At 58.5% G+C, this 26,778-nt stretch carries 25 protein-coding genes and 1 tRNA gene; 9 read left to right on the top strand and 17 right to left on the bottom strand.

The annotated features are described in order from the left end of the window. Window positions 1–171: 171 nt before the first annotated feature. The gene (locus tag DNI29_RS10905; RefSeq protein ID WP_110978134.1) at window positions 172–1,575 is read left to right on the top strand and encodes an RtcB family protein; all 1,404 of its coding nucleotides are present in this window, start codon (window positions 172–174) and stop codon (window positions 1,573–1,575) included. Window positions 1,576–2,277: 702 nt separating this feature from the next. Here the strand turns inward: DNI29_RS10905 and DNI29_RS10910 are convergent. Next, a complete protein-coding gene (locus DNI29_RS10910; RefSeq protein ID WP_110978135.1) occupies window positions 2,278–2,829 on the bottom strand; it encodes a helix-turn-helix domain-containing protein in 552 nt (183 codons plus the stop codon). Window positions 2,830–3,086: 257 nt separating this feature from the next. On the opposite strand from DNI29_RS10910, the gene DNI29_RS10915 reads away from it, so the two are divergent. Beyond that, window positions 3,087–3,512, top strand: coding sequence for an OsmC family peroxiredoxin (locus tag DNI29_RS10915; protein WP_110978136.1), 426 nt, complete (start codon window positions 3,087–3,089; stop codon window positions 3,510–3,512). Window positions 3,513–3,545: 33 nt separating this feature from the next. Here DNI29_RS10915 and DNI29_RS10920 read toward each other — a convergent pair whose 3' ends face one another. Further along, window positions 3,546–4,085, bottom strand: coding sequence for an MOSC domain-containing protein (locus tag DNI29_RS10920; protein ID WP_110978137.1), 540 nt, complete (start codon window positions 4,083–4,085; stop codon window positions 3,546–3,548). A gap of 194 nt (window positions 4,086–4,279) precedes the next feature. Here DNI29_RS10920 and DNI29_RS10925 point away from each other — a divergent pair, with 194 nt between their 5' ends. Both DNI29_RS10925 and DNI29_RS10930 read left to right on the top strand, forming a co-directional pair. After that, the gene (locus DNI29_RS10925; protein ID WP_110978138.1) at window positions 4,280–4,972 is read left to right on the top strand and encodes a Dps family protein; all 693 of its coding nucleotides are present in this window, start codon (window positions 4,280–4,282) and stop codon (window positions 4,970–4,972) included. A gap of 292 nt (window positions 4,973–5,264) precedes the next feature. Beyond that, window positions 5,265–5,346, top strand: a tRNA-Leu gene (locus DNI29_RS10930). Between the two features lie 246 nt (window positions 5,347–5,592). Here DNI29_RS10930 and DNI29_RS10935 read toward each other — a convergent pair. The 5 genes from DNI29_RS10935 to DNI29_RS10955 form a co-directional block, all read right to left on the bottom strand. Then, entirely contained in the window at window positions 5,593–7,173 is a 1,581-nt protein-coding gene (locus tag DNI29_RS10935; RefSeq protein WP_110978139.1) for an NFACT RNA binding domain-containing protein, read from the bottom strand. 31 nt (window positions 7,174–7,204) lie between these two features. Further along, window positions 7,205–7,693, bottom strand: a complete 489-nt coding sequence (locus DNI29_RS24135) for a hypothetical protein (protein ID WP_123823213.1) — start codon at window positions 7,691–7,693, stop codon at window positions 7,205–7,207. 27 nt (window positions 7,694–7,720) lie between these two features. Next, window positions 7,721–8,488: an MBL fold metallo-hydrolase gene (locus DNI29_RS10945; protein WP_110978141.1), complete on the bottom strand. Its 768-nt coding sequence runs from the start codon at window positions 8,486–8,488 to the stop codon at window positions 7,721–7,723. A gap of 43 nt (window positions 8,489–8,531) precedes the next feature. Continuing rightward, window positions 8,532–8,909, bottom strand: coding sequence for a response regulator (locus tag DNI29_RS10950; protein WP_110978142.1), 378 nt, complete (start codon window positions 8,907–8,909; stop codon window positions 8,532–8,534). Window positions 8,910–8,995: 86 nt separating this feature from the next. After that, window positions 8,996–13,075, bottom strand: a complete 4,080-nt coding sequence (locus DNI29_RS10955; RefSeq protein WP_110978143.1) for a PAS domain S-box protein — start codon at window positions 13,073–13,075, stop codon at window positions 8,996–8,998. 172 nt (window positions 13,076–13,247) lie between these two features. Between DNI29_RS10955 and DNI29_RS10960 the strand changes: the two genes are divergently transcribed. Together DNI29_RS10960 and miaA are read left to right on the top strand one after the other, a co-directional pair. After that, a complete protein-coding gene (locus DNI29_RS10960) occupies window positions 13,248–14,315 on the top strand; it encodes a glycosyltransferase (protein ID WP_162303582.1) in 1,068 nt (355 codons plus the stop codon). Window positions 14,316–14,419: 104 nt separating this feature from the next. Further along, on the top strand, window positions 14,420–15,319 hold the full coding sequence (gene miaA / locus DNI29_RS10965; protein WP_110978145.1) for a tRNA (adenosine(37)-N6)-dimethylallyltransferase MiaA: 900 nt from the start codon (window positions 14,420–14,422) through the stop codon (window positions 15,317–15,319). A 116-nt stretch (window positions 15,320–15,435) separates the two neighbouring features. Here the strand turns inward: miaA and DNI29_RS10970 are convergent, their stop codons facing one another. After that, complete coding sequence (locus DNI29_RS10970) at window positions 15,436–16,077, bottom strand: hypothetical protein (RefSeq protein WP_110978146.1); 642 nt, start codon at window positions 16,075–16,077, stop codon at window positions 15,436–15,438. Between the two features lie 122 nt (window positions 16,078–16,199). Further along, window positions 16,200–17,171: a 6-phosphofructokinase gene (pfkA, locus tag DNI29_RS10975; protein ID WP_110978267.1), complete on the bottom strand. Its 972-nt coding sequence runs from the start codon at window positions 17,169–17,171 to the stop codon at window positions 16,200–16,202. Window positions 17,172–17,419: 248 nt separating this feature from the next. Between pfkA and DNI29_RS10980 the strand changes: the two genes are divergently transcribed. Continuing rightward, window positions 17,420–17,848, top strand: coding sequence for a tellurite resistance TerB family protein (locus DNI29_RS10980; protein WP_110978268.1), 429 nt, complete (start codon window positions 17,420–17,422; stop codon window positions 17,846–17,848). A 35-nt stretch (window positions 17,849–17,883) separates the two neighbouring features. On the opposite strand, the gene DNI29_RS10985 is transcribed toward DNI29_RS10980, so the two are convergent. The 5 genes from DNI29_RS10985 to DNI29_RS11005 form a co-directional block, all read right to left on the bottom strand. Next, the gene (locus tag DNI29_RS10985; RefSeq protein WP_110978147.1) at window positions 17,884–19,077 is read right to left on the bottom strand and encodes an aspartate aminotransferase family protein; all 1,194 of its coding nucleotides are present in this window, start codon (window positions 19,075–19,077) and stop codon (window positions 17,884–17,886) included. Window positions 19,078–19,243: 166 nt separating this feature from the next. Continuing rightward, window positions 19,244–19,708, bottom strand: coding sequence for a Spy/CpxP family protein refolding chaperone (locus tag DNI29_RS10990; protein ID WP_110978148.1), 465 nt, complete (start codon window positions 19,706–19,708; stop codon window positions 19,244–19,246). A 33-nt stretch (window positions 19,709–19,741) separates the two neighbouring features. Then, window positions 19,742–20,197: a hypothetical protein gene (locus tag DNI29_RS10995; RefSeq protein ID WP_110978149.1), complete on the bottom strand. Its 456-nt coding sequence runs from the start codon at window positions 20,195–20,197 to the stop codon at window positions 19,742–19,744. A 154-nt stretch (window positions 20,198–20,351) separates the two neighbouring features. Continuing rightward, on the bottom strand, window positions 20,352–20,888 hold the full coding sequence (locus DNI29_RS11000) for an RNA polymerase sigma factor (RefSeq protein WP_110978150.1): 537 nt from the start codon (window positions 20,886–20,888) through the stop codon (window positions 20,352–20,354). Between the two features lie 107 nt (window positions 20,889–20,995). Next, entirely contained in the window at window positions 20,996–21,721 is a 726-nt protein-coding gene (locus DNI29_RS11005; protein WP_110978151.1) for a DUF481 domain-containing protein, read from the bottom strand. Between the two features lie 129 nt (window positions 21,722–21,850). Between DNI29_RS11005 and DNI29_RS11010 the strand changes: the two genes are divergently transcribed. Continuing rightward, window positions 21,851–22,504: a zinc ribbon domain-containing protein gene (locus DNI29_RS11010; RefSeq protein ID WP_110978152.1), complete on the top strand. Its 654-nt coding sequence runs from the start codon at window positions 21,851–21,853 to the stop codon at window positions 22,502–22,504. Between the two features lie 122 nt (window positions 22,505–22,626). Further along, the gene (locus DNI29_RS11015) at window positions 22,627–23,166 is read left to right on the top strand and encodes a hypothetical protein (protein WP_110978153.1); all 540 of its coding nucleotides are present in this window, start codon (window positions 22,627–22,629) and stop codon (window positions 23,164–23,166) included. Between the two features lie 104 nt (window positions 23,167–23,270). On the opposite strand, the gene DNI29_RS11020 is transcribed toward DNI29_RS11015, so the two are convergent. The 3 genes from DNI29_RS11020 to DNI29_RS11030 form a co-directional block, all read right to left on the bottom strand. Continuing rightward, window positions 23,271–24,227, bottom strand: a complete 957-nt coding sequence (locus DNI29_RS11020) for a transketolase family protein (RefSeq protein WP_110978154.1) — start codon at window positions 24,225–24,227, stop codon at window positions 23,271–23,273. Between the two features lie 147 nt (window positions 24,228–24,374). Further along, window positions 24,375–25,253 carry a phytanoyl-CoA dioxygenase family protein gene (locus DNI29_RS11025; protein WP_110978155.1) on the bottom strand — a complete coding sequence of 293 codons (879 nt, stop codon included), beginning with the start codon at window positions 25,251–25,253 and terminating at the stop codon, window positions 24,375–24,377. After that, a complete protein-coding gene (locus DNI29_RS11030; protein WP_110978156.1) occupies window positions 25,250–26,647 on the bottom strand; it encodes a vWA domain-containing protein in 1,398 nt (465 codons plus the stop codon). The genes DNI29_RS11025 and DNI29_RS11030 overlap by 4 nt, the downstream gene beginning before the upstream one ends. Between the last annotated feature and the right edge of the window lie 131 nt (window positions 26,648–26,778).

Consider the following 26,778-nt stretch of genomic DNA (forward strand, 5'->3'; position numbering starts at 1 on the left):
CCCAGGGCCTGTCCGCCTTATTACCCTGCCGGTTGCTCTATTATTCCGCTTTCGGATGCCGTAGGGCCGCGTTGCTTCGGCCTGACTGCGGGTGCACACCCACCCCTCAGGATACGCTGCCCGCCCGTTGCTCCGTCGCCGGAAATTTCCTTTAAGTACATTCTTACTCGTATGGCCTCACAACTACGCGGCAACGACCTCCGGCAGCTTGGCTTCCCGGAGGGCCGTGCCATCGGTCTCGCGCTGGCACAACTGCAGCGCAAGCACCTCAAAAAACTCTCCCAAACCGACCAGCTCACGCTCCTGAAAAGTCTGCTGGCGGACCCCACTACCTACCTCACCCACCTCGACTGGAGCCACACGGCGGCCGCGTTGCTACCCCCGCCCAGCCGGCACATTGCCCTCACCGAGCGCAAGGAATACGCCGTGTTCGGGGCCGAGTACATCGAGCAGGGCGCCATCCATCAGATGGAAACGGCCATGAAGCTGCCCGTCACGGTGGCCGGCGCCCTCATGCCCGACGCCCACCACGGCTACGGCTTGCCCATTGGCGGGGTGCTGGCTACGGACAACGCTGTAATTCCCTACGCCGTGGGCGTAGATATTGGCTGCCGCATGGCGCTGTCGGTGTTTGCCCTGCCCCCGAAGTTTCTGGACCAGCGGGTGCAGGAGCTGCGCAAGCTGCTGCTCGACAACACCAAGTTCGGTAACCGCGACGTGTTCCGCCACGGCCAGAAGCTGGGCCACGCCGTCCTCGACCGCCCCGAGTTCCAGGACATCCCCTTCCTGCGCAACAAGCTGGACACGGCCGCCGCGCAAATCGGCTCCTCCGGGGGCGGCAACCACTTTGTGGAGTGGGGCGTGGTCGACATCACCGACCCCAGCAACGAACTGGGGGTGCCCGTGGGCCAGTACCTGGGGCTGCTTTCGCACTCCGGTTCCCGGGCGCTGGGCGCCAGCATTGCCAACCACTACACTAAGCTGGCCCAGGATACCTGCCAACTGCCTGCCGAAGCCCGTCACCTCGCCTGGCTGGGCCTCGACACCGAAGCCGGGCAGGAATACTGGGCGGCCATGAACCTGGCTGGTGACTACGCCTCGGCTTGCCACCACCAGATTCACCAGCGCCTAGCCAAAGCCCTTGGCGAGCGGCCCCTGGCCAAAGTGGAAAACCACCACAACTTCGCCTGGAAAGAGCGCCTCATCGACGGCCAGGAGGTGGTCGTCCACCGGAAAGGGGCCACCCCGGCCGGCAAAGGCGTACTTGGCATCATTCCTGGCTCCATGACGGCTCCTGGCTTCATTGTGCGGGGTAGGGGCGAAGCGGCTTCGTTGGCCTCGGCATCCCACGGCGCGGGCCGGCAGATGTCGCGCACCCGGGCCAAGCAGGAGTTGGGCGAAGCTGACGTGCGCCGCTACCTCCAGCAGCACGGCGTAGAGCTGTTGGGCGGCGGTGTGGATGAGGCTCCGCAGGCCTACAAAGACATCCACCAGGTAATGCAAAGCCAAACCGACCTCGTGGACGTGCTAGGCTCCTTCACGCCGCGCATTGTGCGCATGGAAGGTGGTGTTTAAGGCAACTTGCCGCATAAAAAAAGCCCCGCGCGGATGCTTTATCCGTGCGGGGCTTTTTGTTAATCTAGCCGTCAGCTGAAAGGCGCCTGGCTGCTAGGGCCGGTGGCGCCGATGACGATACACTGCGGACGTAGAAGAAGCACCGAACCCGTATGCAGGGGTAGGCAGAGTAGGGAGTAAATCAGCTAACAGAAACAGGGCTACCGCAGTAGCTGCTAGATTGGCAGGGGTGGCACATGTGTTCATGCGGGAAGAAGTAAAACATACGCAACACTGAAAATGGCCTGCTGCCGGTGTGTGGGTGCAAGGCTCAGTACGATAGGGCAAGGTGAATGACACCAGCTAACTAAGAGAGCCAGGAAGTGTCAAACTCTCTTATTATACGGAAACAAAGGTAGAAATGGATTCACACCGCATTAAAAGCAGATGCTAAAATGGGCTATATACACGATGAATCATGATCTACAGCCCATGAACGCCCCAAATAGCAGATTAATGATCGTAACATTTTTTGTGTTAGCAAATATGACTAAAACAAGTACGTACATTGGTTTGGCTGGTCGTGCTTCGTGCCGTTTAAAAATCCTGGATTGAATTGACAGCCATCCTTTTACTGCATTACCCTACTAGGTTACCTGTAACCCAGAAACAAATCCACTTTAGGTTGTTGGGCCATACTTGGGCGTTCCGACTAGCGGAGGATCACTTCGGGTTGCTACCCCTCGTTTTAACAGTAGTAGCTGTTGCCAGCAATCGGCCTATTTCAGCGGCCTCGGCTACCATGGCGGCCTGCCGAGCCTTTAGCAGCGCCTGAGTGGTGCTACCATTGCGCACTAGCTCTGCACGGGCTTCCTCGGCAAACTCCGCAAGCCAGGCTGGAGGCGTGGCACCCGCAGGTGCTACCACCGCCGTGAGCGTAGGCAGGGCAGCAAGTCGGCGGCGGGCCCAGGTGGCCCGGCCAGGCATCCGGCTTAGCTCCAGTTCCATTTGCTGCGCCCGATGCTGACAGGCCAGTTGTTGTTCCTGTAAAGCCGCTATATTCAGGGCCTCCGGGGCGGGCTCGGGAGGAGTAGCCTGCTGGGCCAGGGTGAGGGCGGCTTGTGGTAAGGAAGCCCTTAAAGGCAGCCGCCGCACCCCACGTTCCACCTGCGACACCATGGCTTTGCCTAGTCCCAGGCACTTGCCCAATCCTGCCTGGCTTAGGCCAAACCAGGCCCGCAACTGCGGCAATAAAGTAATCGGTTCGTTTGCCATTGCTTGTAGCGACGTATGCTTTACACTTTGGTAAAACGTTAATGTTGAAAAGCAGTTGTCAGAAATATTGCTTTACTAATTTAGTAGTAACTATAATTTGTAAAGCAGCTGCTTCTATCCTCCTCAAGGTTAGATTAATTAAACCAGGGGGTAGGGGGCGTAATTAGGAATAGCTTGCTAGCTTTCAGGCGGCAGACAATAGCTCAGACCTTACTATCCACTCTGCCGCTCTGCTTCCGATCTATTTTCTACCCCGTATGACTACTCCCGCTATTAAGCGTGTGGCCTCAGCTCGTTGGCAAGGCCGTGGCACCGATGGTGTCGGCCAGCTTACCACTGGCAGTACAGTGTTGCATGATGCTCGTTACAGCTACCTCACGCGCTTTGAGGAAGGTATTGGCACAAACCCCGAAGAGCTGATTGCGGCGGCTCATGCTGGCTGCTTTGCCATGAAACTAGCTTTTAACCTGCAGACTGCCGGTTTTGCGGCTGAGTATATCACGGCGCATTGCCAGGTGATGCTTCAGGACGGGTGTATTTGTGCTTCCCACCTAACGGTGCATGCCGCGGTGCCTGGCCTGGCTGAGGCTCGCTTCCAGGAACTGGTAGCCGACGCACAGCAAAACTGCCCGGTGTCGCAGGTGTTGCACGCCGACATCCGCTGCACCGCCCAACTGGATTAGAAGCAGACGTTGCAGCTTTTATTGGTTAGGCGATTAAGTAGTCGCGTCCGTGTCAGCGGGTAGCTCTAGTCGCACCGCATCGCCTACCCGGATAGTGCCCCCTTGTACTATATGGGCTGTGAGGCCTCCGTGCCCGCGCATAGCATTGTAGCCACCAGGCCCTAACTCTTCCTCCATGCGGGAGCAAGGATGACACTCGCCCGTAATCGCCAGAATAACCTCCTCGCCGATGCGAATGCGCCGGTTTTTCAGGGCCAGTAGGTTTAGCCCGCTCACCACCAGGTTGCGGCGCAGACGTCCTGGATCTACGGGCGCCGACAGGCCCAGATAGCCCGCTACAGCGGCCAGATGCTCGTGCTGCAGTAGCGTTACCTGACGCTTGCCCCCAGGTTTGGGACGGGCATGATCACCCATCAGATGAGCATCAGTTTTTACAGTGGCTTCCGCTACAGCCTCCATTGCTTGGCGTCGGGCGGGGCGCAGTCCTATCCACTCAAGGCGGCCTACCTGGGGCAAGGTGCCCAGCAGCTGGGCAATCGTTGATTTATCGTCGCCAAAAAAGGGGAAGGGCATAGCGCAAAGAATAAGGGAAGGAGAGCAGACAGCCTAGCAGAGCCTATCATGAGATTGGCAACCCGTTTCAGGCGGCTGTTTTCAGATGCTAAATATAGCACCTGCACTAACCTGCTGCGGGCTTATGCGTATGGTAACACGGCGGTGCGCCTCGCATTGCCCCTTTCTACGCAATTCTTTTTCCTGCAACTATCATGGCCAAAACCACCGCCAAAACCGCACCGGCTGCTACCGCTGCCCCGAAAGCTTCGGCCGCTAAAAAGGCTGCCGCTAAAGATAACTCTGCTGCTAACGGCTCAGCCAACGGACAGGCCGGCCCCAGCGTACAGCCCATCCTGAATCAGCAATTCAATGCGCCCGCCCCGCTACAGAAGTACGGTACGGTGTCGCAACGCCTCCCCATTGGCCTCGACTCTTCTACCCGCCAGGAAAGCGTGGAGATGCTCAACCAGATGCTGGCTGATACCTGCACCATCCGCGACATGTATAAGAAGCACCACTGGCAGGTAGTAGGCCCTACCTTCTACCAACTGCACCTGCTTTATGATAAACACTACGAGGAGCAGGACGCCCTGATTGACATGATTGCCGAACGCATTCAGATTTTGGGCGGGGTAGCCGTAGCCATGGCCGCTGACATTGCTGAGGTAACCAGCATCCCACGTCCGCCGCGCGACCGGGAAGAAGCGCCCGTGCAGGTGTCGCGCCTGCTGGAAGCACACCAGATCATCCTCAAAAATTGCCACGATTTTGCCAAGCGTGCCGATGACTCCGGTGATGATGGCACCAACGACCTGATCGTGAGCAATGTGATGCGCACCAACGAAATGCAAGTGTGGTTTGTATCGGAGCACGTGGTGGATACCCCGCTGGCCCGCGCCGAGTAAGCCCACTTCTTCGGACTTAAAAAAAGGCTCCCAATAGGGAGCCTTTTTTGTTGACTAGGGGTAGAAAGCTGCAGTATAGATGGGTTTGCTAAGAAATTCTGTAATATTTTTTTCGCCTGACAATGAGGGCGAAACCTTGCGAAACCGATTGAAAAGCGCAGTGTAAGCGAAAAAACAGTCTGCTGGATTTGGTCCCTTCCGCTTGAGGCTCTACTTTTGTCCTCGATTCGCCGCCTCAGTGAATCCAAAGGCTTCGGCTTTTGCTTTGTAAAAAGAGTGCTTGCCGTTATCTGCGCACGTGGTGAAACTGGTAGACACGCCATCTTGAGGGGGTGGTGCCTTCGGGTGTGGGAGTTCGAATCTCCCCGCGCGCACTCTTAAAAATCCCGCTTCAGTTTCTTGAGGCGGGATTTTTGTTTTCCGGAGTATTGGAGCTCACCAGATCTGGAACACAGTGGTGGCACTATAAGAATGCTTTGCCGCGCTGGCCAGAGCAGTTCGCTTGAGTTGTGGGGGTAGCTAATTAACCTCAATAAAAGGTATGCTTCGAGGCACTCTGCGCGGTGTTCTTACGGCGCACTTGTTTATCTTCTCAATGGGCGTGCATCGGTCAGGGTTGCTTATTCCGCCCGCTCAAAAGGATTAGCCGGCACCACCAACAGCACGTTTTCGCGCTCTACTACTACCTGCCCGGCAATAGCGCCCTTGGGCTTGCGCACAAACTTCTTGGGCGTGTACGTGACGGGGCAGAGTGAGTCATTTTTACGGCGCGAGTACCAGGCGGCCAGCTGGGCTGCCCGCTCCAGCACTGGGGCTGGCACCGTCTGGCCCGGCCGCTGCCGGATGACGACATGGGAGCCGGTTACGTCCTTGGCGTGCAGCCACAGGTCGTCTTTGTGGGCGTAGCGCTGCGTCAGTAAATCGTTGTTCTGAGCGTTGCGGCCCACCAGAATGGTAAAGCCGCTGTCCTCAAACACCTTGAAGGGCAGCTCCTGGGCGGCTTTGGCCACCGTGGCAGGATCGAGGCCGTGCTGCTTGCGCCACTGGCGGAGGGCTCGGAGGTCGCCGGGGGGTAGGGCGGCCAGTTCCTCCAGGCGCTCCAGGCACCACATCGCCTCCGTTTCGCGGCGCTCGGCGCGGGCGCTCAGCTCCCGGGTTTCCAGCTGCTGGTTTTTAGCCTTGCGGTAAAGGTTCTGGGCAGTGCGCTGGGGCGTTTCGGCGGGCTTGAGCTTGATGACGCGCGGCTGGTTATCTTGGTAGAAATCGACCACCTCTACCTGCTTGGCGCCAGCCGGAATCTGGCTGAGGTGAGCCATAATCAGGTCGGCGGTTTGGCGGTAGCCCACGGTGTTTTCCAGGGCGTGCAGGCGGCGCTGGGCGTGCTGGGCGCTGGTGGCGGCTTCGTCGGCGCGCTTTTCCAACTGCTGGCGCACCTGGCGCAGCTCGGCTTCATAGGCGCGGCGGTTGAGCAGCAGTGGCACAAAGCGCCGTAGCGCCCCAATGGGGTCGGTAGCGGGCAACGTCAGCTCTACTTCACCTACGGGCAGCAAACTCAGGCGTGTGCGCCCATGCAGCCGGATGACGTAGAAAGCGGCTGGCTGCTCCAGTTCCTGCACTACTTCGCGCACTAATTGCCATTTAGCTTCTAGCGGAGCCGGGTCGTAGCCGCGGGTGCGCAGATAGGCCACCGCTACGTCGTTGAGGCTGGGGTAGGCTTTCAGCGGGTTACCCAGAGGGTTTGTGGCCTCGGCAGGGGTAGGAGAACCGGGGGGTAGGGGCCGCAGCTCCGCATCGGCGGTGTAGCGCTGGTGGAACAGCTCGGCGGGCGACTCGGGGGTAGGCCGGAAGATGGCGTTAGGCCGGGTGCTGTAGAGCTTCAGCAGCAAGGTAGCGCCGCTTTGAAATGTAAACTGCAGCACCCGGTCGTTGGTCCAGGCAGAAACTGCCGTTACCTGCTGGCCCAGCAACTCCGGCAACAGATCCACGGAGTTCTGCCGGGCCCGGTGAAACGACTCGGGTAGGCTGATGAGCGGGCCAGCCGCGGCCAGCAGTACCCGCAGCCAGAATTCTTCCTGCCCGTTGGTCAAGCCTAGTACCAACTCATCCTTTTCCTGCGAAAAGCACGCTACCACCGTGTAGTCGGCCAATTGTTGGGTAAGAGCCGGGGCTAGCTGGCGCAGGAAATAGTAGTTGGTGTGCATGTATATTGGTTGCTTACGGAGCTAACATTAACTAATAGAGGGAGAGTAGTTCTTTAAGAAGAAGTCGAGTAGCATCAACCTTTTTTCGATACAAGAGCGCAAAGAAAACCAAGCCGAATAAACCAAAAACGGGTAGTATGATGGCCGCATGTACCTGACCTGTTTTATTTGTATGTAGCAGGGCAAGTATCAACCAAACCGCAAAAAAAGTCAGCATGCTCAGCCACGCCAGCAGCTTCGAAGAGCCTGGTGTATACTGGAGTACAACATAGCTCTTACTCATATCGGGTAGCCTGGCCACAAATACACTTCCGCGTATTTCTAGGGTAGGAGAGCCTTTCTCGTGAACAGAAGCCGGACTTAATCTAAAATTGCCAGCAGCCACTTCTCCGTAAAACAATCCATTGGGCTGCTCAGGAAACAGCTCCCAACTGGTGGCCCGAGGTACAGAAGCAAGGCTCCTGCGCAGCCGACTGGCAATTTCAACAGGCGTTAAGGAAGAATGCAGATGCTCAACCATACGGCAACAGAGCATGGGCTTGAGGCCTTACACCGTCACGCGCAGCCCATCATACGCCAACTTGATGAAGCTGGGTAGCTCGGCCTCTATTTCGCGGTGGCGGCCTAGTTGATGGCTGATGTGGGTGAGGTAGGCGCGGGTAGGGGCCAGGTCTTCCAGAATATCAATGGCTTCCTGTAGGGTGAAGTGCGAAATGTGTTGCTCGTGGCGCAGGGCGTTAAGCACAATCACCTCGGAGCCGCGCATGCGCTCCAGGGCCTCGGGGCTGAGGTAGTTGGCATCCGTCACGTAGGTGAAGTTTCCGACTCGAAAACCCAGTACCGGTAGCTTGTAGTGCAGCGCCCGTATAGGCTGAAACTCCACGCCTTCCACCCAGAAACTGTCGGTGTCGCTGAGAATAGGGTGTATCTGCACCTGCGGAATGCCGGGGTACTTGTGCTCGGCAAAGATGTATTCGTACTCGCGCCGGAGCTGGTCGAGCACACGCGGCTCAGCGTACAGGGGCATGTCCTGCTGCTGGCGGAAATTGTAGGCTCGGATGTCGTCGAGGCCGCCGGTGTGGTCCTTGTGCTCGTGAGTGAACACCAGCGCATCGAGGTGGTTGATGTGCTCCCGTAATGCCTGCTGCCGGAAATCAGGACCCGAGTCGATGATGATGCTCTTGCCCTGCACCTGCAGGTGCACCGACACGCGTAGGCGTTTGTCGCGGTAGTCCACCGACCGGCATACCACGCAGGAGCAACCAATAACGGGCACGCCCTGCGACGTGCCCGTACCAAGGAAGGTAATTTCCATAGGGGGGTAGGGGCTTGGGATTCGTAGCCCAAGCCCCCATCAGTTAACCAATGTACTGCTTCACCACACGCACCAGAGCGTCAAAGTCGAGGGGTTTGGGCAGGTAGTCGGTTACGCCAGCCTCCCGGAACTGCTCCATGGAGTAGTTGTTGGCGTTGCCGGTAATGGCAATAACCGGAATCTTGGCGATGCGCGGGTCGGAGTGGCGGCGGATTTCGCGGGTGCATTCCATCCCATCCTTCACGGGGATGTTGATGTCCATCAGCACGCAGTCGATGGGCTGGCTCTCTACCTGCTTGATGACTTCGCCGCCATTTTTGGCCGATACGATACGATATTTCTGGAGTTCCAGAATTTTTTTAGTCAGGTTCAGGATAACGGAGCTGTCCTCAGCAATCAGAATCGTCTTAGAGTCGGCCATGAGGGAGTAAGGTTGGGGTAGTTCAGTGAGAGGGTTGTAAGTTCGTTTTCAGGGAGTTCGCACAAAAAATTCGGGCGAATGGCCGTTTACAAGGCTTGCGTTAGAGAAGGGTACGCAGCCTTGAATTGTGCAAAGTAATCAAGCAGACGTTGAAATTCCGCCGGTGTTGTTTCCGTACGGCCGTTTTTCAACTCATGTTCTAACGCTTTGGCACATTCTGCCATTTCCTGAATCCCCAACGTGAAGCCTGTGCCCTTTAATTGGTGCAAATGTGGTAAAATCTGCTCGTACTGTCCATCGGCAACCAATGCAGCAGCCTCCTGCAGCACCTGCTCGGCTTCCTGCTCGAAATCCTGGTAGAGCCCGGCCGCGAATTCGCCGCCGCCCAGTTGCCGGAGCTGTTCCACAATCTCAAGGTCAATAGGCGGGTTGGTAGCCGGAGCTACTTCCTCAATTGTGCCAGCAATGTTAGCTTCGGCCTCAGCGGCGGCCGTGGCCCGGCCCGTTGTCCAGCGCCGCAGAATGGCGTAGAGGTCCTGGCTTTTCACCGGCTTCGAGACGTAGTCGTCCATACCCTGCTGCACAAACCGCTCGGCATCCTCCTTCATGGAGTAGGCCGTCATGGCCACAATGGGTGGGCAGTCCTTGCCCAGGCGCTGCCGGATTTCCTGCATGGCCGTCACGCCATCCATTTCCGGCATCTGAATGTCCATGAAAATCAGGTCGTACTTGGCGCGGGGTGCCGTTGCCCGACTAATAGCCTCAAACCCATCGGAAGCTACCACAATGTCGCAGCCCAGCTTGTCGAGCAGGCGAGTAGCTACTTTCTGGTTAATAGGGTTGTCATCGACGAGCAGCACCCGCGGGGCCGACTCGAAGCGCACCACTTCTTGGGGCCGCTCGCGGGCCGTGAGGCGCTCCTGCACAATTTCCTCTTCGTTGCGGGCAATCTGACAGCGAATGGTAAACCAGAATGTGGAGCCGTCGCCGACGTTGGAGTACACCCCAATTTCACCTCCCAGCAGCCCAGCTAGCTGTTTGCTGATAGCCAGACCCAGCCCCGTACCACCAAAGGCTTTGGTGGGGGTAGTGTCAAGCTGGGTAAAATTGGTGAAGAGCAGCTTTTCGTTTTCCTCCGAAATACCAATGCCCGAGTCCTGCACTGCAAAGCGTAGCGTATGCTCTTCGCCATCCGTGACGGTAGAGGACACGATGATGCTCACGGTACCCGCCGACGTGAACTTGATAGCATTGGAGGTCAGGTTGCTAAGGATCTGGAGCAGGCGCGTTTCATCGGTAATAATGAAGCGCGGCGTGTGCGGGGTAATGTGGTAAGTGAAGGTAAGATGCTTCTGGTTGGCTCGGTTGGCAAACAGCGAGTGAATCTTATCCAGGGTGTAGTGCAGATCAATGCCCGATTCGCTGAGCTGCAGCTTACCGGCCTGAATCTTCGACAGGTCCAGAATATCGTTCAGGATAGCCAGCAGCGCATCCGAAGACTTGCGCAGGGTATCCACGTACTCTTCCTGTTCTTCGGAGGCCACGGTCTGGTGCAGCAGGTCAATCATGCCGATGATGCCATTCATGGGCGTGCGCAGCTCGTGGCTCATGTTAGCCAGGAACAGGGTTTTGGCTTCCAAGGCCTGCTCGGCGGCTTCCTTGGCTTGGCGCAGATCGTCCTGCATCTGCTTCAGCTCCGTGATGTCGCGGGCAATGCCTTCGGTACCGCCACCGACTCCATCGGATACCTTGCGGGCATTCACCAGCATACTCACAGCATGGCCGGCTTTATGGCGCATGGCAATTTCGAAGTTGCGGGCTATCCCGTTCTGTTGCACGCTTTCCAGCAAGGATATGCGCTGCTGCGGGTACGTGTAGTACTCCCCAATGTAGTGCCCAAGGGCTTCTTCCGGGGTATAGCCCAGAATGTCGCGCACGGAGGGGCTGAGCAGCGTGAGCATGCCGTTGCCATCGGTGCGGTAGTATACATCCTGGAACGACTCAAAAATAGCCCGGAACTTCTCCTCCTGCGCTGCTAGCTCCAGCTGAGAGCGTTTCTTGTCGGTGATGTCGTGAGCAATGCCGGAAATTTCCTCGAAAGAGCCGTCGTCGAGGTAAATGGGGTTGAGGTAGATTTCGCGCCAGGTGTCCTGGCCGCGCGCGTCGCGTAGGCGCACCTCAAAGCGCTGCGGATGGCCCTGGAAGGCCTTGCGGTAGTTTTCAATGAAAGCGCGGCGGGCGTCTTCTTCCATCAGCGCCACGTCGGCCTGCCACAGGTTCACGTTCAGGGCCGGGTACACGCCGTTGCGGCGTAGGAAATAGGCGGCGTAGTTGCGGTTAAAGGACGACAGGCGCGAATGCGTATCCACCGACCACATCAGGTGAGAGCCGCTCTCGAAGATGGCGTTCAGGCGGGCGTTCTGCTTCTGAATTTGTACCTCGTTGCGCTTGCGCTCAATGGCTAGCGCTACCTGGTTGGAAATGAAGTGCAGAATCTCAATATCGGCGGCTGTATAAGCATCCGCCTTCTGGTAGTCCTGCACGGCAATCACCCCAATAATCCGCTCCCCAATGCTCAGGGGGGAGCAGAGCATTACTTCCGGCATCAGCCCGTAAGCCGTGATAGTGCCGCTCTGGATCAGCTCCTGCAGCTCCTGACGCAGCAGGTACTGGGGCCGCCCCGTCCGGATAATGTACTCCGACACGCCCGAGGAGAAGGGCCGGGCCATCATACTCTGGTCGCCCTGCGCATTTTGATCCACGAAGTAGGCAAACTGCAGCTGGGTGCGGGCCTCATCGCAGAGGGCAATGTAGAAGTTGTTGGTCTCGATGATCTTGCTTAGCTCCCGGTGAATGGCGCCGTAGAGCGAGTGCAGATCTTTAGAGCTGATGGCCAGGTTGGCAATGCTGTAGTACACCTTCTGCAGACGCTCGGCCTTGATGCGGTCAGTAATGTCGTGCAGAATGGCGCGGGTGCTCACGGGCTCTCCATCCTGCCAGGAGCAGCTGATGGAACCAATGAGGTGTACTGGCTTGCCCGATTTGGTCAGGAAAACAGTTTCCAGCTTGTTGACTTTCTCCCCCTTGTAGAGGTTACGCAGCTGGTACAGCAGCTTGGCCTTGTAGTAAGGGTGCACCACATCCGACAGGGTCAGCTGGGGTAAGTCGTTGTCTTCATAGCCTAGCTTCTCCTTCCAGGCCTTGTTCACGAACAAGAACCGGTTGTCGATGCTCAGGTTCTGAATCAGGTCGTGGGCATTGTCGAAGAAGTCCTGGAGGCGGTTGCGGTTGTCGGTGAGGGCCCGCACGGCTACTTGCTTGTCGGTGATGTCGCGGCCCACAAACAAAACGCCCGTAATTTCACCCTGTGCATCCCGCTCGAACTCGGAGTGCCAGAAGAACGTGCGGCCCTGCCCTGAAATGGTGAGCAGGGAGCGTTCAAAGAAATCCTGCAGCTGCTGGGCCTCAATAGCCCGCTGAAAGGCATACCGGCGCGGCTCCTGCTCGGCCGCCGGGGCAAACAGCGCAAAGTAGTCTTTGCCGTAGAGGGTAGGGGCGGGGCGGCCAGTAACCTCACAGAAATATTCGTTTACGTCCTGAATCCGGGCTTCGCGGTCTAGCAGCAGGTAGCACATTCCTGCCCGGCTGAGCACGTCGCGGAATTGTCCGCGCGAGAAATCCGGCAGGTGATTGTTCGACGGTTCGGCCCTGCGGGCGGTTGGTTGGGTCGCCGCGTCTACGTAGGGCGCAATATCACGCAACGTGAGCAATACCAGATAGGTCTCGCCCAGGCTCAGGCGACTTAACGAAGCCCAAGCTTCCAGGCTTACTCCATCGGAGCGGTGGCCGCTCCAGCGCAAGGAAGTTCGCTCTCCGGTTTGCAGGCAGGCCGTGATTAGCTCCTGAAGCTGCGTCTCCGTGATAAGCTGGTTGGCTGGAGCAGGTTCTGGAACAACGGCAAAAGCCATGGGACCCGTACCCAGCAGCACGGGCCGGGTAGTGCTCAGGTACTGCACAGCGCGCTGATTACAGTCGAGCAGGATAGCTGAGGAATCATATAGCAACAGGCTGTCGAAAGACTCTTCGAACAAAGCCCGATACACGTCGGCCGACAGTCCGGAACCCTGAGATGGAGCGGCTGCCGATTTACTCTGAAGTGTATTCATGGAAGAAGTAGGATGCGCGGGAGCAGACCCGGTACGAAGCCGGGCACCGATGAAGTTGTTAAATTTGCGACAATTCCTGAAACTACCGCCGCTCCTTCCTCAGGAACTTGCCTTTCCCGTGCCGCCACGCCTGGTTTTTACCGTTACTACAGATCTAAATTACGATCAACGGATGCAGCGCATCTGTGGTTCCCTGGCTAAGGCCGGCTATGAGGTGCTGCTGGTAGGACGGCAGTGGCCAGCTTCGGCACCGCTTACTCCGCAGCCCTACCAGCAGCACCGCCTGCGCTGCCACTTCACGCGGGGCAAGTTTTTTTACCTGGAGTACAACCTGCGCCTGCTGGGCTACCTGCTAAGGCAGCGTGCCGCCGCCTGGTGCGCCATCGACCTGGATACAGCCCTGCCGGTGTGGCTGCGGGCGCGGCTGGGCGGCCAGCCATTCGTGTACGATGCTCATGAGCTGTTTACGGAGGTGCCGGAGGTAGTAAACCGGCCGCTGGTGCAGGGGCTGTGGCGCCGGGTGGAGCGGTTTATAGTGCCCCGTGCTACCCTGGCCTACACCGTTGGCCCCGCCCTGGCGCAGCTACTGGAGCAGCGTTACGGCCACCCTTTCGCAGTAATCCGCAACATTAGCCGTCTCGCAGCCGACGCCCTACCCCCCGCTCCGGCCACAACCCCTGAAGGCGGGTTTATTCTCTACCAGGGCGTGCTGAACGTGGGCCGTGGGCTAGAGCAGTTGCTGGAGGCTATGCCCCAGGTGAATGGCCGGCTGGTGCTATGCGGCGAAGGCGACCTGTCGGTGGAGCTGCGGGCGCGGGCTGAGGCGCTGGGGCTGGTGCAAACCGGCAAGGTTGAATTCAAAGGGTACGTGCTGCCGGCCGCGTTGCGGGAGCTGACCCGGCAGGCCACGGTAGGGGTGATGCTGCTGGAAAACCAGGGGCTCAGCTACTATTATTCTCTGGCCAACAAGTTTTTCGATTATCTGCACGCAGGCATTCCGCAGGTGGTCATTGACTTTCCGGAGTACCGTACCTTGAATGAACAGTACGGGGTAGCCGACCTAGTGCCCGACCTGCAGCCTGCTACCCTAGCTGCGGCCCTCAACCGCCTGCTACCCGGCGGCGACGCAGCCCATTATCACCGCCTCGCGGAAAACTGCCGCCGCGCCCGTCCGGAGCTTAGCTGGCAACACGAAGAAACCCGGCTGCTGGCTTTGTACCAAGGGGTTGTAAGACCGTGAGGGGGTAGGAGCGCAACAGCCGTTAAGCCGCATCTGCGGCGGCCCCGCCCGCGCGAGGTCCGGACGCCCGTATCTTTGTCGGCCCATCTTTTTCCTACCCCCTCATGCTTGCTGAACTAGTATCTGCTTCCGATAAACCTACGCTCCTGGTAATTACGGGGCCAACAGCCGTGGGCAAAACGGACTTGTGCGTTCAGCTGGCCCAGCAGCTGAATACCGAAATCGTGTCGGCCGATTCGCGGCAGTTTTTCCGGGAGCTGAACATTGGCACGGCCAAGCCTACCCCCGAGGAAATGCAGGGGGTACCACATCACTTTATCAACTCGCACAGCATTACAGAGGAATACAACGCCGGACGCTTCGAGGAAGATGCCCTAACGCTGCTCTCCGAGCTATTTCAGCGGCATCGGGTCATCATCCTGACGGGCGGCTCAGGGCTCTACCTCCAGGCCGTTACGGAAGGCCTCGATGAGCTGCCGGCAGTTCCGCCCGAAATGCGTCAGCAACTGCGTACCGAGCTGGAGGCCCATGGCTTGGATCCGCTGGTAGCCGAGCTGGAGCGCCTCGACCCAGTAACGCACGCCCGCATTGACCGCCAAAACCCCCAGCGCGTGCTACGGGCGCTGGAAATCAGTCGGGCTACCGGACAGCCGTTCAGCTCTTTTCACGGTGGAAAGGCGGCCGAACGGCCCTTCCGAACGGTAAAAATTGCCCTTACCCGCGAGCGGGAGGAGCTATACCAGCGCATCGACCAGCGCATGGACCACATGCTGGCCGCCGGCCTGGAAGAGGAAGCCCGCCGCCTCTACCCCCACCGGCACCACAATGCCCTCCAGACGGTAGGCTACCAAGAGCTGTTCGATTATTTTGACGGGCTTTATGACTACGCCGAAGCCGTGCGCTTGCTCAAGCGCAATTCCCGCCGCTACGCCAAGCGCCAGCTCACCTGGCTCCGCCGCGACCCAGAATACCAGTGGTTTCACCCAGCCGAAGTGAAGTGGTGAGGTACGGGGTATTAGCACCTTTGTCAGTAGAACAACAATACCAAAAAGCCCCGCTTCCAGACGAGGGAGGCGGGGCTTAAGTTAACTAGGCAACTGCCTATAGGCTATTTGCTTGGCTAAAAGCGGCGGCCTATTTTTAGTTGGAGGGTAGCTAGGGAGTTACCAAAGGTGTCATTCTGAAACGAAGCCTTGCCGCCGGCCAGCCAGTTGCGAGATGCGTCGAGCGCTACATCGAGGTTAAGAGAAAACATATAGCCCGCGTGCAAACCCTTTTCGTGGTCGAGGGTAAGTGTTTTGGCGCCCGTAGTGAAATCGAGGTGCGTTGCCGGAGCGCCGTAGCGGTTAGAGTGACCCACGTAGCCGCCGCCACCTAGCGCAAACAACACCTGCTTGTCGTTGCCGAAGGGGTAGATGTACACTTCCTGCTCCAGATTTACGGCTTGGTACGACATGGCATAGGGCACTGTCACGCCGGTACCCGCTGCTGCATCTGGGTTATACACGGTGTTGAACGATTCGCGGCTGCCCCCAATAACGGCGAGCCGGGTGCCCGTACCCAAGTGCCGGCCCAGCAGCGGTGCGTACTCTAGATGAGCTTTCAGGGCCATGTAATCACCGGTGCCCACGCCCGCCGACCCAACTCCCAAGTGCCAACTGGCGCGAGTAGCGGGGGCTTCAGTTGGAGACTGCGCCAGAACGGGGAAGGCAAGGGGAGCCAGCAGCGCGGAAAAAAGGATTCTTTGATACAAATTCTTCATAATAAAGCTGAAAGGATGGACTAACAGAAGCAAAGAAAGCTTACGAAGGGCTATTACAGCAAAAGAGGCGCCAATTACCGCTCGGGTAAGTTGGCGCCTCTTTTGTTGAGCTTGAGTAAAAGCTACACACTCAAGATTTCAACCATGCGCATAAAGCTCTGGTTGATCATCTTTTTCTTGTGGATGGTATCCACGAAGGGCGTGTACACCAGCTTGCGGTCCACAATACCGGCCATAACGTTGCGCATGCCATTCATGAGACCTTCCACGGCGGCAATGCCGATTTGGGAGGCCAGCATGCGGTCGGAGGCGGAAGGAGCGCCGCCCCGCTGAATGTGACCGATGATGGTCACGCGGGTGTCTAGCTCCGGAATGGCCGTTTTCACCTGTTGGGCCACCGCGTGCACATTGCCTTCTTCCTCGCCCTCGGCTACTACCACCAGGAAAGAGGTTTTGGAGCGCTGCCAGCTGGTTTTCAGGCTATCAATAACGGCCTCCGTCGACATCTGCGTTTCCGGTACCATCACAATTTCGGCCCCGCCGCCAATGGCGCACGGAATGGCAATGTAGCCCGAGTCGCGGCCCATTACTTCTACGAAAAAGCACCGGTCGTGCGAGTCGGCCGTGTCGCGGATTTTGTCGATGGCTTCCAGGGCGGTGTTTACAGCCGTATCGTAGCCAATGGTGTAATCGGTGCCGTAGAGGTCGTTATCGATAGTGCCGGGCACCCCTACCGTTGGGATGCCGAACTCCTGCTCGAAAATCATGGCCCCGGTGAAGGTGCCGTTGCCGCCAATGGCCACTAGCCCGTCAATACCGTGGTTCACCAATTGGTCGAAAGCCTGCTGGCGGCCTTCCTTGGTTACAAACTTCTGGCTGCGGGCCGATTTAAGAATGGTGCCGCCTTTCTGAATAGTATTCGCGACGGAAGCTGAATCCAGCTTCACAAACTCGCCTTTAATCATGCCGCTGTAGCCGCGCATGATGCCATATACTTCGATGCCGTGGTAAACGGCTGTGCGCACTACTGCGCGGATAGCCGCGTTCATGCCGGGCGCGTCGCCCCCACTGGTGAAAACTGCAATGCGTTTCATCATATTCTCTCTTCCGTACTCAAACAAAAGCCCGACGGGGTCGGGCCGGGCAAAGGTGGTAAATCCCGCGGGAAACTACAGCCTATGCTTCCGTAAAAGATAAAATACCCTCGGCCGACAGCTGTTTTTTCACGGGCTGCGTATCCGGCTATTGCGTACTGTGTGGCAGTTGGCTAACTTCCTGAACCAATGCCGCTCCCGGCCTCTTGCCCGACCTGCCTTTCTTACACTACCTAATGCCCGCCCGTATGTTTGGTTTTTTTGAAAATGAGCAGACCCGAAAAGTCAAAAGCCATATCATGAACCTAGTGGCCCTGGCCAAAGCTGATGGGCATCTGGACGAGCGGGAAATGAACTTCATTGTGGCCGTGGGCCGCAAAAACGGGATGCGCTCCGATGAGGTCCGCACCCTGGTGGGCAACACTAGCAGCATTCATCCGGTACTACCCGACAATGACTCGGAGCGCTTCGACCAGATATTTGATCTGGTAGATATGATGCTGGCCGATGGGGTAGTGGATGACACCGAAATGGCCTTTTGCGTAGATATGGCCGAAAAGCTGGGCTTCCGCAAAGAGGTAGTAACCGTGCTGGTCCGCCGCATTTCTCAGGGAGTAAAAGACGGATTCCCGCGCGAGCAAATCAAAGAAGACGCTGAGGCAGTTCTGAGGGGGTAGGCAAGCGGCAAGAACCGCTTTGCTGATTTACAACTTTAGCTAACTACCGCTTGAATGGCGCGTAGCAGAGCTGCGCAGGCGTCATCAATCTGGGCGTCAGTGATGGTCAGGGGTGGGGCGATGCGCAGGGAGTTGTCGCAGAACAAAAACCAGTCGGTAAGAATGCGCTCCTGCCAGAGGGCGTGGTCGATGATGGGCTTAAGTACCTCGAACGACTCGAACTCCACGGCCATTAGCAGGCCTTGGTTCCGTACTTCCCGAATGGCTGGGTGCACCAGCTGCCGACGGAAGCGGGCCGCTTTTTCGGCTACGCCGGCCAGCAGGTTTTCTTCCTGAATAGTCCGCAGTGTAGCCAATGATGCCGCACACGACACCGGGTGTCCCCCAAACGTAGTGCAGTGCCCCAGAATCGGGCGGGTTTTGAAGCCCGACATAATTTCCTGGGAGGAGATGAACGCTCCAATGGGCATGCCGCCACCCATGCCTTTGGCCGTGAGCAGAATATCGGGCTCGATGCCGAACTGCTCGAAGGCCCAGAACGTGCCCGTGCGCCCAAAACCGCACTGAATTTCATCGAGGATAAGCAGGGCACCAACCTCGGTGCAGCGCTGGCGCAGAGCGGGCAGGTAACCAGGGGCGGGCACCCGCACGCCGGCCTCGCCCTGCACCGTTTCAATGACTACAGCGGCCGTGTGCTCATCTATCAGCTGCAGATCCTCGAAGTTGTTGTGGCGGAAGTGGCGCACCCCGGGCAGCAAAGGGCGGAAGGAATTCTTAAAGCCCTCGGAGCCGGTAATGCTGAGGGCACCGTGCGTGGAGCCGTGGTAGGCGTTGTAGCTGGAAAGCAGGCCCGTGCGGCCGGTGTGGCGCTTGGCCAGCTTCAGGGCCCCTTCTACGGCCTCGGTGCCGGAATTGGTGAAGTACACATTGTCGAGGTGGGCGGGCAAGGTTTGGTGTAGGGCCTCCGCGAGCTGGGCCGGCGGGGCCTGCACTACCTCGCCGTACACCATCAGGTGCAGGTATTTATCGAGCTGATCCTGAATGGCCTGGAGTACCCGCGGGTGGCGGTGACCCACGTTGCTGACGCCAATGCCGGAAATCAAATCGAGGTAGCGCTGGCCGTCGGCGTCGTACATGTACACGCCTTCGGCGCGCTCAATTTCCAGCAGCAGCGGAAAGTCGGAGGTTTGGGCCTGGTGGCGCAGGAAAAGCTGGCGGGGAGTAAGCATACTAGCAGTAACAACTTCGGGGCTGCAAAGGTACAGTGGAAGCCGAGGTTTGTGGGCCCAGACGGGGTAGGAAAGACGGATGCTGTTCCAGCATTGGACTGGTGGGCCATAAAAAAGCGGCTGCCAGGGCAGCCGCTTTTCGCGCGCAGGAAAGGAAGGAAGAAGATTAATCGTTGTTGCGGGGAGACCTGGGACGGCCGCCGCGCCGGTCGGCCACGCGCTTGATGACCTCGCGGGTGAAGTCGCGCTCTGCCGCGTAGAGCTGACCTACCTGCCGGATGCTCAAGACCTTTTCAAACTTATCGAGGTACTCCTTTTCCAGCTTCACTTCCTGCTGGCGCAGGTCCATGGCCTGGTTCAGGTTCTCCCGAATCTGCTGGTCGGAAAGCGCATCGGGCCTGGTAGTGCGCAGCTGGCGCGTGCGGCGGTTCAGGTCGCGGCGCTTGGTAGTGAAGTCGTTGTACATGGGCCAGAACTTCTGGGCCTGATCCTGGGTCAAGGAAATCTTCTCGGTGATGTAGGCAATTTTGGCGTTTTCCAGCTGGCTCAGCCGGTTGGTCTGCGCGAAAGAGGCCGTGTGTGTGGCCATGAGCACCAGCACTACCAGAAAACAACGAAGCAGGTATTTCATGGAAGAAAAAGCGAGGGAAAATAAAAGTAAACGTTAGAGGAAAGTGTCCTCCGTAGGCTGGGCATCGAGGGCATCCTGCACTTCCTCGGGGGAAGCATGCAGGTAGCCTTCGGTGGGAAATTCTGGGGTAGCGGCGGGCAGCTCCGCTAGGTCAGTAAGCGTCACGCGCTGCTCACTGGCCAGCAGGTACTGCACCATTTCTTCCCGCGAAACCTGCGCCAGCGCCTCATTGGCGGAAGCAGCAGGGGTAGGGGCCGGGCTCAGAAGAAAGGAAGCGGCAAACCCGCCCAGTACTACCACCGAAGCCACAGCAGTGCGCAGGGGCCCCGACAGGGCTGCCAACCAGTGCCAGGTCGTTTGGCCCGAAGCCTCGGGCTGCACCCGCTGCATCAGGCGCGTAGGGAGCTGCTCGAAGTAGCGGTCCGGGGGCGCGGAAAGCGGCGGGTGCGGCCGGCGCCGGTGATCATCCAGACGAAAAGGGGTGTTCATATCGGTTAGAGGCCCGGAAGGCCGAGAGGTTTAATGAATCACTGATTGACGCGGATTATCCTTATTTCGCTGATTGCCTTTCTGTTGGTTTCTTCTTCATTAGTAGCAGATGGCAGAACATAGAAATCAACGGAATCAACGCCGTCAGTGTCAATCAGTGATTAATGTACTGCTCAATTTTCTTGACGGCGTGGTGGTAGGAGGCTTTCAGCGCCCCTACGCTCGTGCCGGTTACCTCGGCCATCTGCTCGTAGGGCATATCATCGTAGTAGCGCAGGTTGAAAACCAGGCGCTGTTTGTCGGGCAGGCGCAAAATGGCTTTCTGCAGCTTCAACTCCACCTCGTCGCCGGCCAGGCTGTCGTCGGCCTCCAGCTTGGCTGCCAGCTCGGCTCCCACATCATTTAGGGGTAGGAAAAACTTGCGGCGCTTGCTTTGCAGCCAGCTCAGGCACTCGTTGGTAGCAATGCGGTAAATCCAGGTGTAAAGGGAGGCATCCTGGCGGAAGTTCTCCAAGTGGTTCCACACCTTCACGAACACATCCTGGGTCAGGTCGTCGGCGTCATCGTGGTCCACTACCATTTTGCGCACGTGCCAGTACACCTTCTGCTGATACTTGCGCACCAGCTGGTTGAAGGCCACGTTGCGGGTGGCGGGGTCACGAAACTTGACGAGTATCTCCTGGTCTTCCAAGGGGCGCAGGCAGGGCGGGTTAGGGCAGGTTTAGCAGCTTAGAGGGGGTAGGGGCCGAAAGGTTTAACGGAGCCAGCGGAAAGCTATATGCAGCCGCGCCGCCCGCGCTACTTCGTACTGAACGACACGCCCACCGTCACGTTGGTGTTGTCGGTGGGCTTGCCTTCCAGAATGCGGTTCTCGAAGGTGTAGGTGTAAGTGCCGGTAATAGCAAAGCGCGGGGTGAAGCGCAACGCCAAGCTCGACTGTTGCGTGACGCGGTAATCCTCGAAGTTCTGCAGGTTGGGCTGGTAGAAGGTAATAGAGTTCAGGCTGAAAACCCGGTAGGTGTAAGCCACCTTGAGGCGGGTTGAGTTGCGGGCCACCGTGCGACTGGAGCCATCCTGAAAGTAGGTAGCTTCCCGAATGATCAGGTTACTCACGGCTACCTCCCGGTTCAGCGAATCAGTATAAATAGCCCAGCCGGGGCCAGCGCCAATCTGGTAGCGGTTATCGATGCCGCGCAGGTTGCTCCGCTCGTAGCCCCCAATGCCGTAAAAGCGGAAGCGGCCCTTCCAGTAGTAGGGAGTAGAGTTCAGCAGAAATTCGCGTTCCTTGAGCAGGCCTTCCTGCTTGCCAAACGTGAAGCTACCAGTAACCGGCGCCCCAAAGTGTAGTCCGCGTAGAAACGTAACGGAGTGCGAAGTGGAAAATAATGTGCGGTTAACCCCGCCCGATGTGTATTGCCCCGCCAGCTGCCCCGTGTAGCGAATAATGGTAGTATCGGCCTGCTGAGCGGAAGAGAGGCGGGCAAATAGCAGGAGGAGGGGTAGGAAAAAGTAAGAGAAGCGCATGCCGACGGCGGAGAGAAATCCCCAAAGTGTCTGCAAGTATAAGCCCGTAGCCGGAGGTAGGAGAAAAGGAAAGATCAGATTGGAATATATAGAAATGCTATTTTTAGCCCTCCACTCGTCCTTTCCTCTATGAGCAGCATGATTCAGTTCGTCGCCAACCACGACGATTTATCGACCGACAAAGGCTTCCAGTTCAAATTCTACTGCGACAAATGCCGCAACGGACACATGTCGCGGTTTCACCCCAACGCTATTGGTATTGCCGGCGAGCTGATGCGGGCGGCAGGCAGCCTGTTCGGGGGCAGTTTCTCCAGCGCCGGTAGTGCCGCCTACCACGTGCAGCGCGCCATTGGCGGTAAGGCCCACGATGCCGCTCTGGAAAAAGCCGTGCAGGAGGGCAAAACTTACTTCAAGCAGTGCACCCGCTGCGGCCACTGGGTGTGCCCCGACGTGTGTTGGAACCACAAAGCCAGCCTCTGCGAAAGCTGCGCCCCCGACGAGCACGAGGAACTGGCCGCCCAGCAGCGCCAGGCTGCCAGTGAGCAAATCCGCACCAAAACGCGGGAGCAGGACTACACCAAAGGCCTGGATTTCCTTAATACAGGTGGCCTTGTGCAGTGCCAAAGCTGCCAAGCTAAACTAGCCCCAGGCCAGAAGTTCTGCCCCACCTGCGGCACGCCCAACGTGGCAGCCCAAACCAAAGACAAATTCTGCGGCGACTGTGGTGCCAGCGTGAAGCCCGAGCAGCGGTTCTGCGCCGAGTGTGGCAGCAAGCAGGGGTAGCCTCAACTCCCTACCCCCGAACAAGAGCCGAAACCCAATCGCCGAAAAATCGTGGTGCTGGCTTACCAGCGGACCGCGCCGCCGTATGCGAAACAACTGCCCGCATACGGCAGCCGACGCCTATGGAACTGGAAGTGGAATTCAGCGGCTTGCCTTTAAGCGAAGTGGCGTACTACCTCCGGTTGGGCCTGCAACTAGAGGTAGTAACGCTGGCGGATGTCAGCGACTGGGTGGACGCGGTATTGCTCCGCGAAGAAGCGCCCGATGGCTTTTTCGTGGAGCTGTACCGGTTGTTGCGCCTGCGCCAGCCAGATGTTTCGGCCTACCTGGCCGCGGCTTTCCCACCGGCCCGCTTCTCCGTGCGGCCTGCCCTGGCGTGGCTGCAGCAACGCTTGGCGGGCGGCAGCTGGCCGCTAGGCCGCATCAACCGGGCCCTGTACCGCCTCCGGACGCTGGTAGAATCAGAGGTAGAGGTTGGTTGGATTTACGGCCTGGCTGCCGATTATGAGCGCGCCGCCTCTGGCCCCGCCGAGGCGCTGCAGGAAGTGTACCGCGAAACCGAAGCCTTCCTGGCCTGCTACCACGACTATACCTTTGCCAACCGCGCCGAGTGGCTGTACCTGGATGCCGTGCTGCCCCAGCGCTGGGCCGGTTTGCGGTAGCAGTCAGGCTACAAGGGCAGCACCTGAACACCACGCGTTTTTAAGCTGAAAAGCCCCTGTTGCACGTTGGCAACAGGGGCTTTTCATGAACCGTCAGTTGGAAACTACTTGCGGCGGGCCATTACTTTCTCCACGGCGGCCACAATGGCCTGCTCGTTGAGGCCGTACTTTTCCATCAGCTGGTCGGGCGTGCCCGATTCCCCGAAGGAATCATTCACGGCTACCATTTCCAGGGGTAGGGGCTCCTCGCGGATGAGCAGCTGGGCGATGGAGTCGCCGAGGCCGCCGTTCATCTGGTGCTCCTCGGCCGTTACCACGCAGCGCGTCTTGCGGGCCGATTCCAGAATCAGCTGAGCATCCAGGGGCTTGATGGTGTGGATGTTGATGATTTCGGCGTTGATGCCTTTCTCGGCCAGCAGCTTGCCCGCCAGGATGGCCTTCCACACCAGGTGACCCGTAGCGAAGATGCTCACGTCGGTACCCTCGTTCAGCACGATGCCTTTGCCTACCTCAAATTTCTGGTCGGCGGGGGTGAAGTTGGGCACTACCGGGCGGCCGAAGCGCAGGTACACCGGGCCCTCGTAGTCGGCAATGGCGATGGTAGCGGCCTTGGTCTGGTTATAGTCGCAGGGGTTGATGACCGTCATGTGGGGTAGCATCTTCATCATCCCGATGTCCTCCAGAATCTGGTGAGTCGCGCCGTCTTCGCCCAACGTCAGGCCCGCGTGCGAAGCGCAGATCTTCACGTTCTTACCCGAGTAGGCAATGCTCTGCCGAATCTGGTCGTACACGCGGCCCGTGCTAAAGTTGGCGAAGGTGCCGGTGAAGGGAATCTTGCCCCCGATGGTGAGGCCGGCGGCCAGACCCATCATGTTGGCCTCGGCAATGCCTACCTGGAAGAAACGCTCGGGATTGTCCTTGATGAAGGCATCCATTTTGAGCGAGCCAATGAGGTCGGCGCAGAGGGCTACCACGTTGGGATTGGTTTTGCCCAGCTCTTGCAGGCCCGCGCCAAAGCCGCTGCGGGTGTCCTTCGATTCGGTGTAGGGAAAGTCTTTCATATGTGGAGTTGTAGGGTTCTTCGGTAGTTTACAGTCTTTGTGTTGTGTTCATGTTGTCATCCTGAGCAGCGCGAAGGACCTCTATAGAAGGTAACCTCATTAGGCAGAGGTAGAGGTCCTTTGTCGCTGGCTTGATACGCCACATGCTCAGGATGACAGATAGTTAGCAGGCTTTAGCGGCACTTCGGCCCGCTCCCGCCACTGTAATCCTTCAGGTAGCTCAGCAGCGCTGAATTCCAGGTGAATTACGCGGCGCGGGCGGTTGCTGGTGCTACGGTTAGAGGCGTGGAGCGTCAAGGGCTGCATCAGCATCAGGCCACCGGCTGGTACGGGGCAGGTAACGGCCTGGGGCGTATAGATTGGGTGCTGCTCATTCGGGATGACGCCGTGCCGGTGGGAGCTAGGTACTACCCGCAAGGCCCCATTGGTTTCGTTGCAATCATCGAGGTGGAGGCGCAGGGTGAAAATGCCTTCCAGAATCTGGCGGGGCGGCAGTACCGTCACCTCGCCGCTTTTACTGCTCCAGGGGCCGTAGCCGGGTAAGTCCAGCCGCCGGTCCACGCTAATCATCACATCCTGGTGCCAGGCCACCAGCCAATTGGAACCGGCGGGCTTGTCGAAGTAAATAGCCTTGGTCAGATGGGGAGTAGCATCCGGAAACAGCGCCCCTAGCACTTCCCGCAGCCGAGGCGTCAGGAGTTGCTCCCGCAGCTGCGGAATTTCGCCCAGCAGATTGCGAATGGCAAACACGTCCTGGCTGCGCCGGAAATTAGCGGAATTAGCTTCCACACCCTCAATGGTTTGGAGCAGAGATGCTACCTCTGCCGGAGAAAAGACGCCCGGCAAGGTAGCGTGGCCTTGCTCGCGCAGGGTGTAAACGGCATCCTCTAAGCCATCCTGCGGAGTTTCACGAAGCGCTTCTGTTGCTACGCCAGGAAGTAGGCCAGCGCCAGCAGGCGAAGTGCTGCCACTGCTCTCTGCCTGACCAACCTGGGTAGGATGTTCCACTGAGGCTATATTTCTCATCGTCCGAAAATGCTAACCGAGCTGGTCTGGCCGGGCCGGATGGTGAAGTTGCGGACATCGGTGAACTTGCTGCCAGTAGCGGTTTTGGTGCGGAACACCAGGCGGTAAGCCCCCGGCTGCATCGGCAGGTTGATTTTGCTGCTACCCCCGTCGGGCAGGTTGTGCACCCACGTCTGCGACTCGTCGTTATTGAGCCGGTAGATGCTGCCGTAGCCCTTCAGGTCCGATACGATGTTCAGGATGCCGGGCGCTTCGTAGGTCACGGCCGTTTCCTGGCCCTGCTTCACCGAGATACGCCGGATCTGGCGGGGTAGGGTCAGCAGTTCCACCTCGTAATTGCCGGCCAGCAGCTTCTGCCGACTTCCGAAGGGTAGGGCCACCACCGTAGCCGGGTTGCCCTGGGCCCGCACCACCGCCTGCACCGTACCGTAGGGGTTGGGTGAGAGGCCGGGGTTCTGGAGCCAGAGTGTGCCTTGGGGCGTTTTGTAGGTGAGGACATTGGCCTTGCCGGGCCGAATGGGCAGGTTCTGCTGGCGCACCGGCGGCACCGTGTTAATGACCAAATCGTAGCTCTGCAGGGCATCGATGTCGAGCACGTCGGGTTTGCCCTGAGCGTCGCGGAAATGCACGTAGTTGTACTCCGGCTGCTCCGTGACGTTGTTGAGAAAGGTCATGTTCACGTTCGATTCCACCGGCCGACCCGCCTCGTCGGTCAGGTTGACGGCCACCGTGGTTTTGGCCAGAGTCTGGGCTACTACATCGTTGAGGATGGTGCGAAAGGTCTTCACATCGGCCGCGTTGTAGTATTGCCCCAGGCATTCCAGCTGCTTGCCAAACTCCCGCTCGGCCCCAATGCCAATTACGAATGGCTTGAGGAACACATGCTTGCGCTGCAGCGCTACGGCCGTGGCACACGGGTCGCCCTTGCACGATTCCAGCCCGTCGGTAATCAGAATGAGCACGTTGCGGGCCGTGCGGTCCGCCGGAAAGTCCTGGGCCGACTGCAGCAAGGAGTACGTGATGGGCGTGTTGCCCTTGGGTTCGATGGTTTTCAGCCGCGCCTTGATGGCCCCCGCGTTTTTGGGCGCGAAGGCCACTTCTAGCTTCGAGTCCTCGCAGTTATTCTCCTTGTTCTCGTGCTGGTGCCCGTAGGCGCGCAATGCCAGCTCCAGGTTGGGGTAGGCATTGAGCGAGTCTACCATCTTCGAGAGCAGGTTTTTGGCCACGTCCCAGCGTTGCTGCCCTTCCCACGGCGCCCGCATCGAGCCCGACGCATCGAGCACGAACAGGATGCGGGTAGTTTTCGGCTTCTCAGGAGCTACGTTTTGGGCACGGCTCCGCCAGGGAGCCAGCAGGCTCAGCAGCAAGCACGTAACCAAAACCAAGTAGCGCATGTAGGGCGGCGGAAAAAGAACTGTCATGCCTGATCTGGCGTCGGCGGAGCCGAAGCATCTCTACCTCTGGCTAATTCTTGCGTGAGGATGAAGCGGTAGAGATACTTCGACTCCGGCTCCGCCTTCGCTCA

The organism is Hymenobacter sediminis (assembly GCF_003231285.1).
Lineage (GTDB): Bacteria > Bacteroidota > Bacteroidia > Cytophagales > Hymenobacteraceae > Hymenobacter > Hymenobacter sediminis.